Here is a 19,958-nt window from a genome sequence, read left to right as displayed (position 1 = left end):
TTGCGGCGGCTAGAGTCTCCCAACTTTCCGCCCGTCTTTTTCCCGTTCGCTCACTTGGTGTACAGTGTTTCCCTTATGTTGGACGCCTCCTCCCCCTCCCCCACCGATTCCGCCTCTCCACGTCGCCTGGACGGCGTGACACTGGTGGTCACAGAGCGGGTACGGCCTTCGCAGGTGACCGCATATGAGGCGTGGGCGCGGGAACTGCACGCCTTACAGCGGCTTCAACCTGGATTTATCGGCCTGCATGTACTGCGCGACACCTCCGGCCCGGTGCCTGAGTACGTGACGTTGGTGCGCTTCGCCTCACCGGACGCGCTGGCCGCGTGGCGGGCCTCGGCGGAATATGCGCGGGCGCTGGAGCAATTGCCGCAATTTACGGCGGGTGAGGTGGATTACCGCGAATCGGTGGGGCTGGAGGCATGGTTTGACCGCCCCGCCCGCGCCCCCGCTCCGGCCCTCTGGAAAAATGTGCTGGTGGGCATCGTGGGCGTGTATCCCCTGATCTTGCTGTTTACGCTGCTGCTCGGGCCATTCACAAAGGGCTGGCCGTGGTGGGCAGCCATTCTGAGTACGGTGGTGCCGTCCACCATTTTCCTGAATTGGCCCGTGTTGCCCCTGCTGTCCCGCATGCTGCGGCGCTGGCTCTATCCGGCACAAGCTCAGGGCTGACCGGTTCTGAGGACTGGCCCGGAATTGGCCCAGCTCAGTCGGCGGGCACCGCCAGCACATCGGTCGCCGCGTCTTCGGCGGGCAGGTGGCGGCGGACTTCCCGCATGGCGGCGTGGATGATGCCCAGCGCGATGCTCATGGTCAGCATGGAACTGAAACCGTAACTGACCAGCGGCAGCGGCACCCCTGTAACCGGGAAAATTCCGGCGGCCACCGCCAGATTCACGAAGGCCTGACCCACAATCATAAACATGCTGCCTGTCGCCAGGATGCTGGCCCCGTGAATTTCGGGGGTCATGGGGCGAATGCGGGTGGCGAGTTGCGATACCTGGAGGGCCGTAGACACGATCAGCCAGTAGGCGAACAGCAGCATCCCCACGCCCAGCAGCCCGCTGCTGAAGCCCACCGTCGCCACGATCATGTCGGTGTGGGCGGCGAAGTAGGAGTAACGCGGGCCGTCCGGCCCCAGCCCCCACAGCCCACCCGAGGTGAGATCACGGTGCGCCATGCCGATCTGATCCAGGCCAACAGACAAAGTTTCGTCGTCTCCCCGCGACTGATGACCAAACCAGCGTTCGCGGATATAGGGATGTTTTTCCAGGTAGTAGTTTAAAAAAGGAATGGCGAGAAGCCCCAGTGCCAGCAGCAGACCACTGATATTCCCAATCCTGACGCCAGCGGCGTACATCAAGATGATACCGAGGCCGAACGTCAGGACGCTGGTGCCTAAATCCGGTTCAAAGATGATCAGCGCAGTGGTAATGATGATCATGAAGGATGCGCTCAGCAGTTTGTTTTGGACGCCCCGACGAGAAAAGAACGACGCCAGTTGCAGCACGAGGCCCAACTTTGCCAACTCGGAAGGCTGAAAGCGGAGCGGGCCAAAATCGAGCCAACGGCGCGTGCCAGGGCTGGTTTGCGTTCCCACCCCTATAAACAGCACCAGCAGCAGCAAGACCAGCGTAAAACCCCACGCCCAAGGCCCCAGTTTCAGCAGTGTTTTGGGGCGCATCCGGGCCACCGCAAAGGTCGCCAGCAACGCGATGACCGCTTTGCTGGCATGGTCGGTAATCAGTTCGGGGCTGGCCGCCGCTACCGCCATCAGCCCCAGAGTCATCAGCAAGACCTGCGCAATGACAAGCTGAACGCTCATGCGCGGGCCTCTGCGAGTTGAGCGGCTGAAGCGGCTAGAACTTGCGCCGCCTGCTTGAAGCTTTCGCCACGTGCCTTGTAATCCTTGAATAAGTCGAAACTGGTGCCGATGGGAGCCAGCAAGACCGTGCCGCCCGTGTCCTGTCCCAGCTCCCGCAGGGCACTCAAGCCAGCGCGGGCGGCGTTCAGCAGCACCTCGTCGCCGCCCTCACCCTCCACCAGTTCAAAAGGCAGGCCCAGTTCGCGGGCCATCTTTTCACCGTCCTCGCCAAAGGCAATGATCCGCACCACCCGGCCCTGTGCGGCGGCCCGCAGCGGGGCCAGATCCGCGCCCTTGTCGCGCCCACCCACCAGCCACGCAATCGGAGGCGCGGCCCGCAACAGCGCAGCTTCTACAGCCAGCGTGCGCGTGGCAATACTGTCTTCGATAAAGCGCACGTTGCCGATGCGGGCCACCGTTTCAAAGCGTCCCGACACGGGCTGGGCCGAACGCAGAGCCGCCGCCAACACATCAGCGTCTACGGGTCGGCCCAGATGCAGCAGCATGGCTTCGGCAGCCAGCAACGCGGCGGCGGCGTTGGCCGGATGAACTCCTTCGGGCAGGTCGGTGAGGGGCAACAGGGTGCGGCCATCTGCGAGGGTCAGTGCATCCGGCGAGAAGGCGTGAAGCTGTGCCTGCGTGTGCACCTGTAATCCAGCGGGCACGATCAGCACATCGTCTGCGCTTTGACCTGCCGTGATGTTCAGTTTGGCGGCGTGATAGGCAGTCTCGGTGCGGTGGCGATCCAGGTGGTCTATGCCCAGATTGGTGATGACAGCCACCGGAAGCCGCAGCCCCGGCACGCGCTCCAACTGAAAACTGGAGAGTTCCACCACCGCGACCTCGGCCCGGTCCACCACGTCCAGCAGCGGGGGATCTATGTTGCCGCCTTCCAGCGCCGCCAGACCACAGGCCCGCAGAAGGTGGGCCACCAGCACGGTGGTGCTGCCCTTTCCTGCCGTGCCCGTGATGCCGATCATGGGCAACTGTGGGCGCAGGCGAGCGGCCAATGCCACTTCTCCAATGATTTCCGCCCCGCGTGCGGCGAGGGCCAGCAGATCAGGATGGTCAATGGGTACGCCAGGCGCGGCCACCACCGTGGAATACACGCCCGCGAGGTCGCCGGGGCCAAAGCCCAGATCGGCCACCAACGCCGCATCCTCGGGGCCGGGGCGGGCGTCTACCCAGTCGGCCTGCAAGCCTTCTGCCGCCAAAAACCGCGCCACGCCGCGCCCACTGCGCCCCAGACCGTAAATCAGTATCCGCCCCAACTCTGCTTGCCCCGCCCGCTGCCCGTCCATTGCGCCCTACCATAAGGCAAATCGGGGAGGGAATGCGTGTGAGGCGGGAGCAGTCCGGTGCTGGGGCAGCTCTTGACCTTCCTCCTGCTGGAACGCTTAGCGTAGCTGTGTATGCGAGGTCGCCTGATCATTTCCCGATTTTCTCTCCTGACCGGTTTGTCTCCAAAAACGCTGCGGTACTACGACGAGATCAATCTGCTGTGCCCCGCGCATGTCGATGACCTCACCAGTTACCGCTACTACAGCGTCGCTCAAATCGACCTGGCCGTCCGAATCCGCCGTTGGCGCGAATTGGGCCTGCCACTGGACGAAATTCGGAACCTGATCGACCATCCAGGCCACGCCAAGGAGGTATGGGTCAGGCACGAACAACGGCTGAGCGCTGAGATCGAGCACCGCCAGCACTCTCTTCTGCACCTGCGCACCTATCTTCAGGAGAATCCTATGAAGTACCGCACCGAACAGCTTCCCGCCCACCAGACTCTCAGTATCCGCACACGTCTTCAGCCCCCAAATTACGAGGTCATTCCCGAAGCGTTGCGGGAGCTGATGATGCACGCCAAGGCCCGAGGCTACTCACTGGACGGTCCAAGCTTTTTCGTACACGACAACGACGACCAGGGTGAGGGGAGTCTGGTGGAAGTCTGCCTGCCCATCGCGGGGCCGGTCAAAGGTGAGGGACGAATAGAGGTCAGGACGTTCGAGGGAGGCTGGGCCTTGATCGGGCGGTTCGTGGGTTCCTATGACAAAACGGGAGCCGCGTACTCGGCGTTGGTCGAGGAGGCGCTGCGGCGTGAACTCAGAATTACGGGAGTGACCGCCGAATTCTATGTCAAGAGCGTTCCACACACCCCGAACCCGGACGAGTACGAGACGGACATCGCGTTCTTTCTGGAAGAGCCGGAGGAAAGACACTGACGGCGGCTTGCCGACTCCGACCCTTTACCAACTCCGACTCTGGCAAAGGAAAATCACAGTCTTCTGGAAGCAGTTGGGCTTCCCTCCGCCCTTAGCGTGTCACGGCTTGAAGTTCTGGGGCCGCTTCCGCGTCAGCATGAGGCACGGGCGGAGGCGTAACGCTCAGGCCCGCTTCTTCTGCGGCCCACTGCATAAAGGCGTCCAGACCGCGCCGGAACATGAAGGGGCGCTTCTCGCGTTTGCCCCACTTGCGCTTGCCTTCGGGCAGAGGCAGTTCGGGCACCAAGGCCCAGTTCACGTTCATGGGCTGGAATCCCTTGGGATTGGCGCTGGCAAGGTAGCGGGTCAGGCCGCCCAGCATGGATTCGGCAGGCGGCGTCAGCGCCCGCTGACCGAGGGCGAGGCGAGCGGCATTGATTCCGGCCAGCCAACCTGTGGCCGCACTCTCCAGGTAGCCTTCGGTTCCGGCCAGCACGCCCGCCACCAGTTTGGTCGGGTCGGCGCGGAGTTGCAGGCTGGATTCCAGCACCTGCGGCGCGTTCAGGTAGGTGTTGCGGTGCATCACGCCGTAGCGCACGATTTCGGCGTTTTCCAGACCGGGAATCAGGTTGACCACCGTTTTCTGGTCGCCCCATTTCAGGCCGGTCTGGAACCCCACGAGGCTCCACATCCGGCCCTCGCGGTCTTCCTGACGCAGTTGGGCCACGGCGTAGGGCCAGCGCCCGGTGCGGGGATCGTCCAATCCCTTGGGCGACATCGGGCCAAATCGGGGGGTATCCACGCCGCGCCGCGCGATTTCTTCGATGGGCATACAGCCGTCAAAGAATTCCAGCTTTTCCCAGTCGTGCGGGGTGTGGGCGCGGGCCTGCTCCAAGGCTCCAAAAAAGGTCAGGTATTCGTCTTTGGTAAACGGGCAGTTGATGTAGTCGGCGCTCTGGTCGTAGCGTCCGGCCTTCCATGCCACTTCAAAATTAATGCTTTCGGCGGCGATCACGGGGGCGGCGGCGTCATAAAAGCTCAGGCGCTCGCTTCCGGTCAGGCGGGCCACGTCGGCAGCCAGCGCGTCTGAGGTGAGCGGGCCGGAAGCGATGACCGTGATGCCTTCCGGCACGGCGGTGACTTCCTCGCCCAGCACCTCAATCAGCGGATGCTGGCGCACCAGATCGGTCACGCGGCCACTAAATTCGTCGCGCTCCACGGCCAGCGCGTTTCCGGCGGGCAGGCGCGAGGCATCGGCAGCGCCCACGATCTGCCCGCCCACGCTGCGGAGTTCGGCCTGCAACATGCCCTTGCTCTGCATCTCGCCCTCTCCGCCGAGGCTGTTGGAACAGACCAGTTCGGCAAAGTTGCCCGAACGGTGCGCGGGGGTCATGCGGGTGGGCCGCATCTCATAGAGGCGCACGCGCACGCCGAGGCTGGCCGCCGCCAACGCCGCCTCGGAGCCTGCCAGACCCGCGCCGACGACTGTGATGGTTGGAATGTTCGCTGCTTCAGGACTGCTCATCAGAGGGCCAGTGTAGGGGATGTGAGGAGGACAAAGTGGGGCGTAGGAACCACAGTCGGAGCCGCGCCGACGCTGGCCCACCTCCGTCCTACTTCCGCTCCGGCGTGCCCCCCACCGCCGCTTTCACCCGCGACAGGCCCTCATACAGCAGCACGCGCAGGGCCGCCAGCCGATCTGAGGGCAGGGGCAGGGTGGTATCGAAACGGGTTTCGGGGGCGTTGGCGCTGGTCACAGTGACGCCAAGCGGCGCAAGTTGGGCACGAAACAGGCGGGCAGCGCGGGCCGAATGAGACGGAGAGGTGACGAGCAGAATTCTTTTCCAGCCGCGCAACCGGGCCAGTTCCCGTACACGGGCCGCCTCGTCGGTGGTGGTGGTCACGTTGGTGAGGGTCAGCACCCGTGGGCCGCTGTTCGGGTACAGATCACGAATGGACGCCCGCTCCAGATCGCTGAGTTTGGGGCACTCCTGTGGCCCGATCAGGCCCGATTGCTGAGACACAGTGAGAATGGGGGCCAAGCCTGCCCGCCACAGCTCCAGCCCCCGCAGCAGGCGGGCAAGGCTGGATGGTTCCAGCGCCCCCGTGCCGCACCACACGCCCGCGCCCAGAACCACCACCGCATCAGCCTTCACCGTGTTCAGGTCGGCGGGCGCAGCGTTTTCGGTCAGGCTCGCCAACGGCGCACGCAGCACTGGCGTCAGCAGGCAGAGGGCGCACAGGGCCGCCAGCAGGCCTGCACCCACTTTCAGCACGCGGCGCGGGAGACGAAATGCACCCAAGCCCGCACAGACCAGAATGCAGAGCAGCAGCAGGAGCACGGGCGCACGGATTTCGCCCAGATACGCGGCGAGAACGGCCAACGCGCAGCCAATGGCCGCTCCGCCCAGTACGCCCCTCATACGCTCATTTGTTCCGGTTCGTTCTGAATTCTGGCCCCTGTTCACGCGGGGCAGTGTAGCCGGACAGGGCACTCAAGGGGCAAAGCGTCTCAGTGATCCTCCAGCATCAAACCTATACTGCGGCCAATGACTCGCCGTGCGCCGTCCATTTCTCCCCGTGTACTGGCCGCCTCTGCGCTGGTGTTGGCCGCCCTGCTCGCCGCACTGTTGCTGCTGGCTCCCCGCCTTGCCAAACCCGGCGAATCCAGTACCGAAACCCGTTTTGTGCGCGAGATGATCCAGCACCATACGCAGGCCGTGGACATGGCGACCCGCATCCGTGACCGCAGCACCGACCGCACTCTGCGTTCTCTGGCGCTGGATATTCAGCTCTCTCAACAGGAGCAGATCGGGCAGATGCGGGGCTGGCTGACGCTCTGGGGCCTGCCGTGGGGCGGCGCGGGCATGAGCGCCGAGCATGCAGCGGCGATGGGCATGGCAACCCCTGCCGAGGTAAACAACCTCGATACGGGCACGCCAGCACAGGCCGAGCGGGAGTTTTTGCAGCTCATGATCCGCCACCATCAGGGGGCAGTGGCGATGGTGAAACCGGTGCTGTCCGGGCAGGTGCGCCCGGAAGTGCTGGCACTGGCCCGCCAGATCAACGCCACGCAGGGCGCAGAAATCCGCCTGATGACCTCTCTGCTGGAGACCAGAGGGGGGCAAGCGTTGCCCGCGCCCTCAGCAGCAGGCAGTATGGACGGGATGGACATGGGCGGCACATCTCCTCACCCCTAGCCCCTCACCCCTGGACCCTTACCACTTGTCGTCGTCGATGACGTCCCGTTTTCCGCCCTGGCGTTCGCGACGGCGTTCGGTTTTGCCTGCCTTCTTTTTGGGGCGCGGCGGCAGGGCCAGTTCGTACACACGGGTGGGATCGCACACGGCGGGCACCTCTCCGAGGCGGTCGCTGGGGTCGGCGGTGCGGAGGTTGCCTGCCGGGTGCAGGTGGCGCTCGCCGCAATACGGGCATTCGTCCACCACCCAGAACATGATGCGGGTGCCGGGGAGGTCACGCAGCGTCACGAACGCCATGCGCGGGGTGTGCCGATCCTTCTTTCCCATAGGGGCCGAGCCTAGCCCCTGCCCGCCCGGAGAATTGTGCCGCCCGACCCGGCGCAGGCCAAACACAGACATGACAACAGCCAGCGCCAGCCAGACCAGGCCCGTCAACTTCAGGCTTCTTCGTCCGAATCCTTGAGGTAGGTGACGATGCTGCGGCAGGGTTTCAGGCCAGCGCGGGTGTACAGGGCGCGGGCGGCGCGGGCATGGTCATGGGCGCGGGCACGCAGGGTACGCAGCGCCGGATGGGTGTCGGCTTCGGCGGCAGCGAGGGCCAGCAGCGTGCGCCCGTACCCCTGGCCGCGCTCGGCGGGATGGACGGCCAGATAAGTCAGGTCGGCGCGGGTGGCTTCCGTATTCAGCTCCAGTTCGGCAAATCCCACCGGGCGGCCCTCTTTCATCAGGGCGATCAGGCGCACATCGTCGCGGTGAAAATGAGCGCGGTACTCGTCGGGTGTCCAGTCCAGTCGCCCGGCCCAACCATCCTCGCTGGCCCGGTACAGCGCCATGTATTCGGTCTGGGGCAGGTGGCGCGAAATGGTGTGCCCGTCGGGAGCGCGGGCCGCAGGCGTCAGGCGGCTCAGAGGCGCGGAATAAAAATCGGTGGTGTGCATGGGCGTCAGGCCCGCCTTTTCCAGAGCCTCGCGCACGGGCACATTGTCCAGGGCACAGAAGGCGTACACCGGCAGACCTTCGGCGTGGGCCACGGCGCGGGACAGCAGGGCCGCCGTATGCCCGCCCTCAGAGATCGGGCCTTCTATGACCACTCCTTCCCGGAAGGGCGACACCGCGCAGTAGCCCAGCACGTTGCCCTCGTCGTCCGTATCCACCAGGCACGTGCTGTCTTCGCACTCCAGGTGCAGTTCGGCGGCAGTGCGGGCGTCGGGTGCAAAGACCTCGCGGTGGGGCGCATCGTCCATCCAGTTCAGCAGCGCAAGCACATCGGGCGTATCGGTGGTCTGCATGGGGCGAATCATGGGCGTTCCTCCGGCGAACAGCGTATGGGAAGCGAAGAACAGTGCGGAAAACGGAAGCACGGTGAACACCCTCAGCCTAGGAATTCCGCGCCCCGCCTGTCTGCCAAGCAAGTCACGCCGCGCCGGGCGGGGCCGTGCTACACTTTCCTTATGCCCTGAATAGGGTACGTCGCCTGCCTCCCCCACGAACACGAAGCCGTGTTTGAGGGGCCTTTTCTTTTTTGAGGGTGGTCAGGACGACATATTGACCGGATCTCCCCCAGAACCGAGAAGGCAGCCGGGGCAACAGACAGCTTTGGGAGGTTTCGCCGTGACAAAACAGTCCAGCAGGCCCGTCAGCCCCCAGCGTTCCCAGCGTTCGCGTCCAGACCGTGTGGGCACAGACCGTACAGGAACTGCTGCTCCACCCAGTTCCACCAAAGAAGTGCAGGGCGGCACCGATCTGCTGACTCTCCGCGCTCAGTTGGCCCGCGCCGAAAAAGCGGCCCGCCGTGCGCCCACACCCGTTCCGGTACGGCCCGCACAGCTGAGTGCCAAGCCCGTGAAACCTCAGCGCGAGGTGGATCTGGCAGGCGTGGCGACCGATGATTTTTCGTTGGCCCGCGCCCACGCCAGACTGCGTGAAGCCGTATATGAGGGCCATTATCATGTGTGCGCCCATGCCATCGGCCACGCCCGCGCCGAGGGATTTCTGGAACACGACATCATGCAGGTGCTGCTGGCTGGCCGCGTGCGGGCCGTGTATCCCGAAGACCGCCGCTGGCTGGTGTGCGGCTACTTCGAGGCGTGCGGTGTGGCCCTGCCGCTGCATGTGGTGGTGCAGCATCCATATGGCCGCAGTTCTGGGCATGGAGGGTCAGAAGACGCCGTGCTGGACATCGTGACGGCCTTCGTGCCCAAGCATCCGCATCACATCATCAGCCGCGCCCGCCTGGCCGTCATGCTGCGCTACGACGACGAACAGATTCGCAGCCGCACCGCGCAGGTCGGCAACCGCGCAGGCCACCGCAGCAAAGGGAAGTGGAAACGGAGCGCCTAGCATGTGGCCGTGGGGTACGGAGGCCGTGAACACAGAAGCGCGAACACAGAAGGGCCAGAGACTTGTTGCTCTGGTCCTTCCGCTGTGCGGCGGCAGCAGGGTTGATCTACCGCCTCATACCAAATTGTGAGAGTGGGCCAAGTGACAGGAAGTACAGGAGCAGTGGCGTCCTTCTGGGCGTCCGTTCACGGCGAGGGCTGACGACGATGGACGACCTTGGCGGCGCTTTCCCGGATGGTCGGAAATCAAATCTGGATGGCAAATACAAACAGGAGTCAGAATCAACGCCTTCGCCGTGACAGCAAGCCGTAACAGCAATACGCCGCTTCTCTGCAAGGACAGTGGTTGGACGGCAGGGGATTACATCCTGGGGTCTTTTGCCAGCTCTTTTCCTCGGCAGAGTTCATTGTGATTCCAGCCCGCTCACTTCCCAGCCAACACCGTTTCAGCGACCCGTGCGCCCATCTCCAGTCCAGCGGAACCGTCTATGGCCCAGTGAATACCGCCCACGACCCGGCTGTAGGCGGCGTCCTGCGCGTCCTTGGTCAGTTTGGCCGCCTCGCCGGGAAAGAAGGCGGCCAGAAGCCGCGCCGATGCGCCGCTGACGGAGGCATGGCCGCTGGGATAGGAGGGAAAAGGGGGCGTGGCAATCAGCGGTTTCCAGCCTGCCTGAACCGCCTCTGCCCCCGACATCCAGTGTTGCGGGCGAGCCACCACATACTGGAATTTGGCCCTCCAGCAGGCAATGAAAGCGTCGTGAGCAGTCACGGCGGTCAGGGCCAGCACACGGGCGGTCTCAGGGCCACTGAGGGCGTACCGACTGGTGAGCGTGGCGGCCCGCTCCAGCCACATGCCCGCCGGGGTCACGCTTCCGGCTCCGGCGGCCCAGTACAGCGCCAGTGCGCGGTCTGCCTCTGTGAGACGAGTTTGCAGAGCTGCAAATTGGGCGCGGTCTGCGGCGAAGGCTGGCGCATTCCAGGCAGGCGGCGGCGTGACCTGCGGCAGGGTCGCCGCACTGATGGCAATCGGGCTGACCCAGCCCCAGTTCACTTCCATCGCCTGTTGCCCGGCCAGAGCCTGCCATTTGCCCTGTGCACTGGCTGCCGCACGGGTCGCCACCGGACGGTCGGCATGGTCGGCCCGCGCAAACAACAGCACGCAGTTCGCAATCACGTCTGCGACCGCCTGCTCATTCGCTCCGTGCAGCAGCGAGGCCAGCCGCTCTTGCAGGCCGCGTTCCAGCGCCGCCGCATCCTGGGGAAACAGATAACTTTGCAGGTGCTGCGCGGCGATGGCCGCCACCGCGTCGGTGTTCAGGGCGCGGCCAGAGCTGTCCACAATGGTCTGCACGTCGCTGACCGTTGCCAGCGTCAGGGCCAGAGCCCGCGCCGCCCGGACCGGATTCAGTCGGCGTGCCCGGATCAGCGCCAGCGTATCTGCATTGATTCCGCGCACCAGGTTGGCACTGAGTGGAGTCGGAGTTCCGGCAGGCACCCGGCTGAGGCGGCGCTGAATATTGGGATGGGCGGCGTACGCCAATAATGTCCGGCTGGTGGGAGCCACATCTTCCGGCCCGCTGTATTGAGGTGTGTTTTCCACTGTCGGCACACTGTTGGCCGGGAGCGGGGCAGAGGTCTGGGCTGTCGCCAGCGGGCCTAGCAGCATCACCACAGAGAGCAGGGAAAGAACGGGGCGCTTCATGGTTCCAAATTACCATTTGTGTACAATTTTTCTCATTTCGTTCGGCCTCCGGTCTTCATTTAACGGGTGGAAGCCTGCGCCCTGTTGTCCAGCCTCAGGCCTGCTAGCCTGCCCCGCGTGACTTCTCGTTCTGGACTGACCGATACCATCGCTGCCATTGCCACCGCCCCCGGCAGCGCGGGCGTGGGCATCGTACGCGTCAGTGGGCCACAGGCGCTGGCCGTGGCCGACGGGGCTTTCGTGGGCAGGCGGCGGCCTTCACGCACGGCGGGCGGGCGCTTTCTGTTCGGGCAACTCGTGGGCGCAGACGGTGAAATTTTGGATGAAGGGCTGTGCCTGATCTTCCGCGACGGACGCAGCTATACCGGCGAGGACGTGGCCGAATTTCAGACGCACGGCAGCCCGGCGGTGTTGGCGCGGGTGCTGGCGCGGGCGCTGGAACTGGGCGCACGGCCCGCCCGTCCCGGCGAATTTACCCTGCGGGCCTACCTCGCCGGACGGCTGGATCTGGCGCAGGCCGAAGCCGTGCTGGGACTGGTCGAAGCCCACACCGACGCGGCCCGCAGGCAGGCCAGTCTGGGGCTGTCGGGGGCGCTGGGCGTGCGGGTCACGCGGATCGCGGCCAACATCACGCGCACGCTGGCCGCCATTCAGGCCATGCTGGACTACCCCGAAGAAGGCGTCCCCGACGAAGACCGCGCCGCGCCGCTGGCCGCCGCCGAGGCCGACCTGACGGCGCTGGTGCAGAGCGCACGGGCAGGCCAACTCTCGGCACGGGGCGCACGCCTGGCCCTGATCGGGCGGCCCAATGCGGGCAAAAGCAGCCTGCTGAACGCACTGCTGGGCTACGAACGCTCGATTGTGACGCCGATTGCCGGAACCACCCGCGACTATCTGGAAGCGGGTCTGGAACTGGCAGGCGTGCCCGTGACCCTGATCGACACGGCGGGGCTGCGCGACACCGCCGACGAAATCGAGGCGGCGGGAGTGCGTCAGGCGCATGCACTGGCCGAACGCGCCGATCTGGTGCTGGCCCTGGAAGACGGCAGCGAACCCCGCGAAGCCCTGCCCGCCGCCCTGCCGGATGGAGCGCGGGTGCTGCGCGTGCAGACCAAAGCCGACCTCCCTGCCGCGTGGCATGATCCCGCCTGCCTGCCCGTCAGCGCCGTGACAGGCGCAGGTCTTCCCGAGCTGCGGGAGGCCGTCCACGCGGCCCTGATCGGAGACGCGGCACGCGGCGAGGCGTGGCTGACCACCGAACGTCAGGCCGACGCCGCACGCCGCGCACTGCAACACGTCCAGGCCGCCGTGAATCTGCCCGACGATCTGGCCGGATACGAACTGGAAGAGGGTTTACGCGCCCTCTCCGATCTGACAGGCCGGGACGTACAGGAAGACGTGATAGACGCGGTATTTCGGAATTTCTGTGTAGGGAAATAGGGTGTGGGTTGTGGGGTGTGGGGCAAACGCTAAAGATTCATTTCACATCCCCCACGATCCACGATCCACGATCCACGATCCACGATCCACGATCCACGATCCACGATCCACGATCCACGATCCACGATCCACGGTCCACAGCCTCAGCGCCCCACCAGCCCCGGCTTCGGCCACAGGCGGAAATTGGCTGGCCCAGCCACATCTTTCAGATCAACTAAACCGTAAGCGCGGGAATCCAGGCTGGCCCCGATTCGGCGGTTGTCGCCCATGACCCACAGTTTGCCGGGGGGCAGCGTCTGGGCGTCCTGATCTGCAATAAAGCCCTCGCTGGCGTAACTTTCGGCCAGTGCCCGGCCATTGACGATCAGGATTCCGTCCCGGATTGACACACTGTCGCCGGGCAGGGCCAGGACCCGCTTGACGTTGTATGGGCGGTGCTCTATGCCCCAGACGGTCTCAAAAGCGTAGGGACTGTCGGCAGGTGCTTTGAAGATGATCAGGTCGCCCCGGCGTGGATAGGGCGTCGGCAGGCCCCAGGCCCGTAACCAGCGCGGATACTTCAGGAGCAGCAGCAGGTCGCCCGTTGCGAGGGTAGGATCCATACTTTCGCCGTCCACACGGGCAAAGGTGCCCACGAAGGTGGTCAGCAGATACACGGGCAGCAGCGCTCCCAGCAGCCATACCCGGACAAAAGCCCGCATCCCGGAACCAGGGCGGGAAGAAGATGCAGATGTCACGCGGGCCATGCTAGCAGCGGCAGAGATGAGCCTGGAAAGCAGTGGGGCAAAGATGAGAGAGAATGACCCGGCCTTCTAATTGAACAGGTGGTTTTTCTTCATGCCCGCTTCAGGTTTGGGGGGCATAGATTCTTCGGACGCTAGGCTGGCCCCCATGACGGCTCAGGAATTGATTGTGGACAAATACGAAGAGGGCACAGGCACGCCCGCTCAACCCGGCAAGATGGTGCGGGTGCACTATACCGGCACGCTGGAAAACGGCCAGAAGTTCGATTCTTCCCGCGACAGAGGCGAGCCGATCGAATTCCCGCTGGGCGTGGGCTACGTGATTCCCGGCTGGGATCAGGGCATTGCCCAGTTGCGCGTGGGCGACAAAGCCCGCCTGACTGTTCCTGCCCACCTCGGCTACGGCGACGCAGGCGTTCCCGGCGTTATCCCTGGCGGCGCGACACTGGTATTCGACGTAGAACTGGTGGACGTACGCTGAAAATTAGCTGACCATCACTGGTCGTACTGCGGCGCTGGAGCTTTTGGCCCCAGCGCCTTTTTCAGTTCTGATTTCTGGTCTGGAAGGGTAGGGCCTTGAGGGTTACGAGTGCGCCGCCGACCCAGCCCCTACTCGTCTGCTGGTCTGTCTTCCACCAAGTCGCTCTCAGAGCGGTAATTGCCCTGCTCATCCAGATTGCCGCCCAACATCACGTTGGTTTCGGTGGTGCCGGGGCTGTCCTGCACCACGCCTGCGCGTTCGGCGGGATCGTTGGGAATGGGCGGACGGGTCGCACTTTCCGAATCGGTGCTGCGTTCCTGCGGCGCGTCGCCCTCGATGGTCAGGCCCATCTGCTCGTTGCTGGTATGTCCGGTCATGGGGCCAGCCTAGAACCGGGCACGGGCGGGTGCGTGTGTTGTACGTAAAGCCAGGTTGGGAGAGCGGAAAATCCAGGGCAAAAAGCTCTATAAAGGCCAGCTTAACGCGCTCTTTTTGGTGACTCGGACGATTTGGAACCGCTACACTTCTGGGCACACATGAAACGACTGGCAACACTGATGACGCTCGCGCTGGCTGCTTCGGCGGCGGCGCAAACCTCCCTACCCAGCGGCGCGGCACAGGTGACGGCGCAACTGTTGGCCCAGACTGCCCCCCTGAGCGACACGCCAGTGCCCGCCAACACCGCCCGAATCAATTACTACCGCCCGGACGGCAAATATGAAGGGTGGGGCCTGCATATCTGGGAAGACACCACCAAACCCACCGAATGGACTGCGCCATTGGCCCAGACGGGCAAAAACAGCTTTGGCGTTTACTGGGACGTGCCTATGAGAGAAGGCTGGAGCAAACTGAATTTTATTGTGCACAAGGGAGACGACAAAGACCCCGGCCCCGACCAGACACTTGGCAGCGCGGCGGGAAATCAGGCGTGGATCGTGAGTGGCAACGCGGCGGTGAATACCACCCGCCCCGATACCAGTGTGCGCGTGGTGGGCGACCTGAGCAAACAGCAGGCGATCATGCTGGGGCGCGATCTGGTGGCCGTGAAGCCTGAATTCGTGCAGCCGGGAGCCTTCCTGACCCTGCATACGGCGGCAGATGCCAGCCTGAAACTGACCCCGGCGGGCGTGGACGGCGGCAGCACCCTGACCCTGAACCCGGTAGAGGGTGGCCTGAGCGCGGCGCTGAAGGCCAAAGCCCCCTATCTGGCCGGATACGCGCTGCTGCAAGTGCGCGAGGAAGACCGGGCCAGGGTGGGCGCAGCACTGCGCGGGCAGGTGGCGGTCAGCAGCGCCCTGCCCGACGGCACCCTGATCGACGCCACAGGCGTGCAAACCGCGTGGGCACTGGACGACCTGTACACCTACGCAGGCCCGCTGGGAGCCACCTGGCAGGGGGCCAAACCCACGCTGAGACTGTGGGCACCCACCGCGCAGGACGTGAAACTGCGCCTGAGTGCCGCAGACGGCAGCAACGAACGCACCCTCCCGATGACCCGCGACGCGAGCGGTGTCTGGACGGCGGTGGGCGCGGCCAACTGGAAGGGCCTCGGCTACCGCTATGAGGTCAAGGTTTACGCGCCCAGCACGGGCAAAATAGAAACCAATCTGGTCACCGATCCCTATTCGGTGGCGCTGAGCCTGAACTCCACACGCAGTCTTCTGACCGACCTGAACGACGCCGCGCAAAAGCCTGCGGGCTGGGATGGTCTGAAAAAGCCCGCGCTGCGTTCCCTCAGCGACCTGAGCTTCTACGAACTGCATCTGCGTGATTTCAGCGCCGCAGATGCCAGCGTACCTGCCGCCCAGCGCGGCACCTATCTCGCTTTTACGCAGGCGGGAAGCAACGGCATGAAGCACCTCAAAGCCCTGGCCGACGCGGGCCTGAAGGCCGTGCATCTGCTGCCCACCTTCGACATTGCCACCATTGAAGAAGACAAAACCAAGTGGAAAGCCACGCCCGATCTGAGCAAGTTGCCGCCGAACAGCGACGGGCAGCAGGCCGCCGTGACCGCCATCAAGGACGCCGACCCCTACAACTGGGGCTACGATCCCTACCACTACATGACCCCGGAAGGCAGCTACGCCGTGAATCCGGCAGAACGGACCCGCGAATACCGCTCGATGGTGATGGCGCTGAACGCGGCGGGCCTGCGCGTGGTGCAGGACGTGGTGTTCAATCACACGGCAGCCAGCGGGCAAGATGACCGCAGCGTGCTTGACCGGATCGTGCCGGGGTATTACCACCGCCTGAATGTGAACGGGGGCGTGGAAAACTCCACCTGCTGCTCCAATACCGCCACCGAACACGCCATGATGCGCCGCCTGATGGTGGATTCGCTGGTGCTGATGGCGAAGGCGTACCGGGTAGACGGCTTCCGCTTCGACCTGATGGGGCATCATCTGGTGGCCGACATGAAGGCCGCCCGCGCCGCGCTGGACGCCCTCACGCTGCCCAAAGACGGCGTGGACGGCAAGCAGATTTACCTCTACGGCGAGGGATGGGATTTTGGAGAGGTACAGGGCAACAAACGCGGCGTGAATGCCACCCAGATCAATCTGTACGGACAAGGGATCGGCACCTTCAATGACCGCATTCGGGACGCGGTGCGCGGCGGCAATCCGTTTGGCGGTCTGCAAGATCAGGGCTTTGCCACCGGGCTGGCGACCCTGCCCAACGGGCAGCCCCAGAACACCGACCGCAACAAGGCCCTGCAACTCACAGACCTCGTGCGGGTGGGCCTCAGCGGAAACCTGCGCGACTTCACCTTCACGAGTGCGCTGGGCAAGCAGACCACAGGCGGCAACGTGAACTACAACGGAGCGCCTGCCGGATACGCTGCCAGCCCCCGCGAAACCATCAACTATGCCAGCGCCCACGATAACCAGACCCTCTACGACGCCGTGGTACTGAAGGCTCCGGCAGGGGCCACACCCGCCCAGCGCACCCGGATGCAGAACCTTGCCAACAGCGTGATCTTGCTGGGGCAGGGACTCCCCTTCAGCTACGCGGGCGATGAAATTCTGCGCTCCAAGAGCTTTGACACCGACAGCTACAACAGCGGCGACTGGTTCAATACGCTGGACTTCACAGGCGCGGGCAACGGCTTTGGCAAGGGCCTGCCCCCCGCCGAGAAAAATGCAGACCAGTGGAACCTCTACCGCCCGCTGCTGGGCAACCCGGCCCTGAAACCCCCTGCCGCCGAAATCGCCCGTGCCTTCGATCATTACCGCGACATGCTGCGGGTGCGCTATTCGTCCAGCCTGTTCCGGATGGAGACGGCGGCGCAGGTGCAGCAGGGCCTGACCTTCCTGAATACCGGGCCGACCCAGACCCCCGGCCTGATCGTGATGCGCCTGACCGGAACCGTGAACACGGCCAACCCTTACCGCAACGTGGTCGTCGTCTTTAACGGCAGCGGTCAGACGGTCAAGTTCAGCGATCCGGTGCTGGCGGGCCTGAACCTGAGCCTGCACCCGGTCCTGGCCGCCAGCACCGACAGCGTGGTGAAAACCAGCACTGTGGCGGGCAGCAGCCTGAGCGTGCCGGGCCTGACCACGGCGGTGTTTGTCGGCAAGTAAAACACGGCAGCTGAGGAGATGAGGGAGGACGGCGGCGGAGGCTTCGGCTTTCCGTTCCGTCCTTCCTCTCTATGCTGAGCCTATGCCCCTGACCCTGACGGCTTTGCGGCGCAGTCTGCAAGACATGGACGGCCCGGAATTGTGCGGCCTGATCGAACAACTCTTCAGGGCTAGCGCCGACAACAAGCGCCTGCTGACCGCCCTGCTGGACAACGACACTTCCGAGTTGCGGGCCAAAGCCGAGGCTGAAATAGCGCGGGCCTTTTCGCTGGGCAGGCGCACGCCCACGCTGAAAACCGGTGGAGCGCGGGCCGCCATCGCCGCCTATGCCAAAGTCGCCGCGCCGCTGGAAGTGCTGACCCTGCAACTTCAATTTGTGCAGGCGGGGCTGAAGTGTTGGCACGAGTTCGGTGGGCCGACTTCTCTGCTGGAGAGCCTCTTCAGCATGTGGCAATCGGCGCTGAAACAGACTGGGGAATTACCGCCGGAAACGGTGCCCTGGCCCCAACTGGACGCCATCAACGCCCTGCTGAACAAGTACGGTCTGGGCGGGCTGGAGGCACTCAGTCAAGGGGGCGACGACCTTTGACGGTTCTTGATCTCTAGAATCCGTTCATGACCATTCCCCGCCACCCCACACCCATCATTTTAGACGGCGACCCCGGCCTGGACGACGCCGTGGCCTGGATGCTGGCCCTTGCCAGCCCCGCAGAGGTGCAGGTCTTGGGCGTGTGCAGCGTGCATGGCAACGTGCCGCTGGAGCGCACCAGCCACAACGCGGGCGTGATTCTGGCACTGGCAGGCGAGGCAGGCCATCAGGTGCCTCACTACGCTGGGGCCGACCGCCCACTGGTCCGGGAGGCCGTCACAGCGGCGGCGGTTCACGGCGACTCGGGCCTTCCCGCTGCCGAACTGCCCGCACCGCTGCGTGAACCGGAAACCCTGCACGCCGCCGAGTACATGATCCAGACCATCCGTGCCCGACCCGGAGAAATCACACTGATCGCCACTGGGCCGCTGACCAATGTGGCGCTCGCCTTCCGGCTGGCCCCCGACCTGCCCGCCAAGGTGCGTGAGGTGGTCTGGATGGGCGGAAGCACCGCGCACGGCAACCGCACGCCCGCCGCCGAATTCAATGCGCTGGCCGATCCACACGCTGCCCATGTGGTGCTAACTTCCGGCGCACAGGTGCGGATGGTGGGTCTGAACCTGACCATGCAGTCTATCGCCACGCCCGACCGCGTTGCCGCCCTGCACGCGCTGGGCAACCGTGCCGGGGCCGTGTGCGCCGAGCTTCTGACGTTTTATGCCGGGCATTACCGCGCCCGCTACGGCCTGAACGGTGGGGCGCTGCACGACCCGGTGGCAGTGGCCGCCGTCATCCGCCCTGATCTGTTTACCTTCCGGCCCATGCGCGTGGAAGTGGACACCCAGGACGGCCTGAATTTTGGCCGAACCGTGTGCGACCTGTACGGCAAGCCCGGCCCAGAAGAGCGCGTACGGGTCGGCATGGACATGGATGATCCGGCCTTTTTTGCGCTGCTGCTGGAGCGGGTGGCGCGGCTGCCCTGACGGAAACTGCCTCTCAACGAGCTTGGCTGTCAACGCGACTGGCCGCCAAGAAGAAGCTCAGACGGATTTCGACACGATCCTGATGGGCGTTACTTCGGGCAGAAGGTAGGCCAGCAGCGACCCACCATGCAGGTCGGCAATCAGGTACGGTACCGAATAGGCCGCCAGCCGGGTATCGGTGCCGCTGGGGGTGGCGGGGCCGTTGGGGTGGCTGTGGTACAGCGCCACGAGGCTCAGGCCCCCAGCCTTCATCGCTCTGAACGCCCGCAGCAGGTGGCCCGGATCGGCCAGATACTGCCGCGCCGGATCGGGGGCGATATTGGGCAGCGGATAGAGCGTCAGGGCGTGCAGCCCGTCTGGGCGCTCATGGCCGCCCACCGCACCTACACATTCGGCGGGGGCATCACGGCGGGCGTGTGCCCACAGCGCACCCTCCAACACACGGGGAAGGTGGAAGACGGTGGGCACAGGGACAACGGAATCGGTCAAGTTCGGATCAGTTTAGAGCACTTGTACTGAAGAGGGGGTGGAATCGGGACGGTTGGTGGATTGTCCCTGAGCTTTGGACTAGTACATCGTCAACCGATTAGGGTGAGTGTCCACCGATAACATGAGGCATGAAACGTTTTCCTGTGCGGTTGACGCCCGAAGAGCACGCTGAGCTCGACCGCTTCGTCCACACCGGCATCCGCAGTGTTCAGGCGGTGGTGCGTGCCCGTCTCTTGTTGATGGCGAACGAACAGGGTGCCGCGCAGAATGACGTCGAGATCGCCCGAACCCTCTCCATCAGTGTCAAAACCGTCCAGGAGAATCGCAAACGCTACGCACAGGACGGCCT

20 protein-coding genes are annotated in these 19,958 nt (G+C 64.6%); 10 read left to right on the top strand and 10 right to left on the bottom strand.

The window, feature by feature from the left end; translation table 11 throughout:
* The first annotated feature begins 75 nt into the window (after nt 1-75).
* Entirely contained in the window at nt 76-672 is a 597-nt protein-coding gene (locus F561_RS0108030) for an antibiotic biosynthesis monooxygenase (protein ID WP_040380187.1), read from the top strand.
* 34 nt (nt 673-706) lie between these two features.
* On the opposite strand, the gene F561_RS0108025 is transcribed toward F561_RS0108030, so the two are convergent.
* The gene (locus F561_RS0108025; protein ID WP_019009439.1) at nt 707-1,825 is read right to left on the bottom strand and encodes an FtsW/RodA/SpoVE family cell cycle protein; all 1,119 of its coding nucleotides are present in this window, start codon (nt 1,823-1,825) and stop codon (nt 707-709) included.
* Entirely contained in the window at nt 1,822-3,165 is a 1,344-nt protein-coding gene (murD, locus tag F561_RS0108020; protein WP_019009438.1) for a UDP-N-acetylmuramoyl-L-alanine--D-glutamate ligase, read from the bottom strand. Before murD ends, F561_RS0108025 begins: the two co-directional genes overlap by 4 nt.
* A gap of 111 nt (nt 3,166-3,276) precedes the next feature.
* Between murD and F561_RS0108015 the strand changes: the two genes are divergently transcribed.
* The gene (locus F561_RS0108015; RefSeq protein WP_019009437.1) at nt 3,277-4,083 is read left to right on the top strand and encodes a MerR family transcriptional regulator; all 807 of its coding nucleotides are present in this window, start codon (nt 3,277-3,279) and stop codon (nt 4,081-4,083) included.
* Between the two features lie 91 nt (nt 4,084-4,174).
* On the opposite strand, the gene trmFO is transcribed toward F561_RS0108015, so the two are convergent.
* Nucleotides 4,175-5,587, bottom strand: coding sequence for a methylenetetrahydrofolate--tRNA-(uracil(54)-C(5))-methyltransferase (FADH(2)-oxidizing) TrmFO (gene trmFO / locus F561_RS0108010; protein WP_019009436.1), 1,413 nt, complete (start codon nt 5,585-5,587; stop codon nt 4,175-4,177).
* 88 nt (nt 5,588-5,675) lie between these two features.
* Complete coding sequence (locus F561_RS0108005; RefSeq protein WP_019009435.1) at nt 5,676-6,485, bottom strand: YdcF family protein; 810 nt, start codon at nt 6,483-6,485, stop codon at nt 5,676-5,678.
* 126 nt (nt 6,486-6,611) lie between these two features.
* Between F561_RS0108005 and F561_RS0108000 the strand changes: the two genes are divergently transcribed.
* Entirely contained in the window at nt 6,612-7,262 is a 651-nt protein-coding gene (locus F561_RS0108000) for a DUF305 domain-containing protein (protein WP_019009434.1), read from the top strand.
* An 18-nt stretch (nt 7,263-7,280) separates the two neighbouring features.
* On the opposite strand, the gene F561_RS0107995 is transcribed toward F561_RS0108000, so the two are convergent.
* Both F561_RS0107995 and F561_RS0107990 read right to left on the bottom strand, forming a co-directional pair.
* Nucleotides 7,281-7,697: a hypothetical protein gene (locus F561_RS0107995; protein WP_019009433.1), complete on the bottom strand. Its 417-nt coding sequence runs from the start codon at nt 7,695-7,697 to the stop codon at nt 7,281-7,283.
* Between the two features lie 2 nt (nt 7,698-7,699).
* On the bottom strand, nt 7,700-8,563 hold the full coding sequence (locus tag F561_RS0107990; RefSeq protein WP_026298703.1) for a GNAT family N-acetyltransferase: 864 nt from the start codon (nt 8,561-8,563) through the stop codon (nt 7,700-7,702).
* Between the two features lie 373 nt (nt 8,564-8,936).
* Here F561_RS0107990 and F561_RS0107985 point away from each other — a divergent pair, with 373 nt between their 5' ends.
* Nucleotides 8,937-9,602, top strand: a complete 666-nt coding sequence (locus F561_RS0107985) for a DUF4258 domain-containing protein (RefSeq protein WP_019009431.1) — start codon at nt 8,937-8,939, stop codon at nt 9,600-9,602.
* Nucleotides 9,603-10,025: 423 nt separating this feature from the next.
* On the opposite strand, the gene F561_RS0107980 is transcribed toward F561_RS0107985, so the two are convergent.
* Nucleotides 10,026-11,303 (bottom strand): vanadium-dependent haloperoxidase, encoded by a 1,278-nt coding sequence (locus F561_RS0107980; protein WP_019009430.1) that lies wholly within the window; start codon nt 11,301-11,303, stop codon nt 10,026-10,028.
* A 117-nt stretch (nt 11,304-11,420) separates the two neighbouring features.
* Between F561_RS0107980 and mnmE the strand changes: the two genes are divergently transcribed.
* Nucleotides 11,421-12,743 carry a tRNA uridine-5-carboxymethylaminomethyl(34) synthesis GTPase MnmE gene (mnmE, locus tag F561_RS0107975; RefSeq protein WP_019009429.1) on the top strand — a complete coding sequence of 441 codons (1,323 nt, stop codon included), beginning with the start codon at nt 11,421-11,423 and terminating at the stop codon, nt 12,741-12,743.
* A gap of 143 nt (nt 12,744-12,886) precedes the next feature.
* On the opposite strand, the gene lepB is transcribed toward mnmE, so the two are convergent.
* Nucleotides 12,887-13,489: a signal peptidase I gene (gene lepB, locus F561_RS0107970; protein WP_026298702.1), complete on the bottom strand. Its 603-nt coding sequence runs from the start codon at nt 13,487-13,489 to the stop codon at nt 12,887-12,889.
* Between the two features lie 145 nt (nt 13,490-13,634).
* On the opposite strand from lepB, the gene F561_RS0107965 reads away from it, so the two are divergent.
* Nucleotides 13,635-13,967, top strand: coding sequence for an FKBP-type peptidyl-prolyl cis-trans isomerase (locus F561_RS0107965; protein ID WP_019009427.1), 333 nt, complete (start codon nt 13,635-13,637; stop codon nt 13,965-13,967).
* Between the two features lie 128 nt (nt 13,968-14,095).
* Here F561_RS0107965 and F561_RS0107960 read toward each other — a convergent pair whose 3' ends face one another.
* Complete coding sequence (locus tag F561_RS0107960; protein WP_019009426.1) at nt 14,096-14,344, bottom strand: hypothetical protein; 249 nt, start codon at nt 14,342-14,344, stop codon at nt 14,096-14,098.
* Nucleotides 14,345-14,503: 159 nt separating this feature from the next.
* Between F561_RS0107960 and pulA the strand changes: the two genes are divergently transcribed.
* The 3 genes from pulA to F561_RS0107945 all read left to right on the top strand — a co-directional run bounded on the left by pulA (nt 14,504) and on the right by F561_RS0107945 (nt 19,120).
* Complete coding sequence (gene pulA / locus F561_RS0107955) at nt 14,504-17,548, top strand: pullulanase-type alpha-1,6-glucosidase (protein WP_019009425.1); 3,045 nt, start codon at nt 14,504-14,506, stop codon at nt 17,546-17,548.
* Nucleotides 17,549-17,630: 82 nt separating this feature from the next.
* Nucleotides 17,631-18,137 (top strand): hypothetical protein, encoded by a 507-nt coding sequence (locus F561_RS0107950; RefSeq protein ID WP_019009424.1) that lies wholly within the window; start codon nt 17,631-17,633, stop codon nt 18,135-18,137.
* 26 nt (nt 18,138-18,163) lie between these two features.
* Nucleotides 18,164-19,120 (top strand): nucleoside hydrolase, encoded by a 957-nt coding sequence (locus tag F561_RS0107945; protein ID WP_019009423.1) that lies wholly within the window; start codon nt 18,164-18,166, stop codon nt 19,118-19,120.
* 57 nt (nt 19,121-19,177) lie between these two features.
* On the opposite strand, the gene F561_RS0107940 is transcribed toward F561_RS0107945, so the two are convergent.
* Nucleotides 19,178-19,609 (bottom strand): M67 family metallopeptidase, encoded by a 432-nt coding sequence (locus tag F561_RS0107940; protein ID WP_245556470.1) that lies wholly within the window; start codon nt 19,607-19,609, stop codon nt 19,178-19,180.
* Between the two features lie 128 nt (nt 19,610-19,737).
* On the opposite strand from F561_RS0107940, the gene F561_RS0107935 reads away from it, so the two are divergent.
* A partial coding sequence (locus F561_RS0107935) for a helix-turn-helix domain-containing protein (protein ID WP_019009421.1) occupies nt 19,738-19,958 on the top strand: 221 nt, incomplete at its 3' end.

This window comes from Deinococcus aquatilis DSM 23025, from assembly GCF_000378445.1.
Classification (GTDB): Bacteria; Deinococcota; Deinococci; order Deinococcales; family Deinococcaceae; genus Deinococcus; species Deinococcus aquatilis.
Note: the sequence above shows the minus strand (reverse complement) of the source record. Positions and strands in the feature narration are given on the sequence as shown.

Excerpts from the sequence above, each read along its gene's own strand:
- F561_RS0108030 (WP_040380187.1), top strand. The coding sequence starts at position 76 with ATGTTGGACGCCTCCTCCCCCTCCCCCACCGATTCCGCCTCTCCACGT.
- F561_RS0108025 (WP_019009439.1), bottom strand. The coding sequence starts at position 1,825 with ATGAGCGTTCAGCTTGTCATTGCGCAGGTCTTGCTGATGACTCTGGGG.
- murD (WP_019009438.1), bottom strand. The coding sequence starts at position 3,165 with ATGGACGGGCAGCGGGCGGGGCAAGCAGAGTTGGGGCGGATACTGATT.
- F561_RS0108015 (WP_019009437.1), top strand. The coding sequence starts at position 3,277 with ATGCGAGGTCGCCTGATCATTTCCCGATTTTCTCTCCTGACCGGTTTG.
- trmFO (WP_019009436.1), bottom strand. The coding sequence starts at position 5,587 with ATGAGCAGTCCTGAAGCAGCGAACATTCCAACCATCACAGTCGTCGGC.
- F561_RS0108005 (WP_019009435.1), bottom strand. The coding sequence starts at position 6,485 with ATGAGGGGCGTACTGGGCGGAGCGGCCATTGGCTGCGCGTTGGCCGTT.
- F561_RS0108000 (WP_019009434.1), top strand. The coding sequence starts at position 6,612 with ATGACTCGCCGTGCGCCGTCCATTTCTCCCCGTGTACTGGCCGCCTCT.
- F561_RS0107990 (WP_026298703.1), bottom strand. The coding sequence starts at position 8,563 with ATGATTCGCCCCATGCAGACCACCGATACGCCCGATGTGCTTGCGCTG.
- F561_RS0107980 (WP_019009430.1), bottom strand. The coding sequence starts at position 11,303 with ATGAAGCGCCCCGTTCTTTCCCTGCTCTCTGTGGTGATGCTGCTAGGC.
- lepB (WP_026298702.1), bottom strand. The coding sequence starts at position 13,489 with ATGGCCCGCGTGACATCTGCATCTTCTTCCCGCCCTGGTTCCGGGATG.
- F561_RS0107965 (WP_019009427.1), top strand. The coding sequence starts at position 13,635 with ATGACGGCTCAGGAATTGATTGTGGACAAATACGAAGAGGGCACAGGC.
- F561_RS0107960 (WP_019009426.1), bottom strand. The coding sequence starts at position 14,344 with ATGACCGGACATACCAGCAACGAGCAGATGGGCCTGACCATCGAGGGC.
- pulA (WP_019009425.1), top strand. The coding sequence starts at position 14,504 with ATGAAACGACTGGCAACACTGATGACGCTCGCGCTGGCTGCTTCGGCG.
- F561_RS0107950 (WP_019009424.1), top strand. The coding sequence starts at position 17,631 with ATGCCCCTGACCCTGACGGCTTTGCGGCGCAGTCTGCAAGACATGGAC.
- F561_RS0107945 (WP_019009423.1), top strand. The coding sequence starts at position 18,164 with ATGACCATTCCCCGCCACCCCACACCCATCATTTTAGACGGCGACCCC.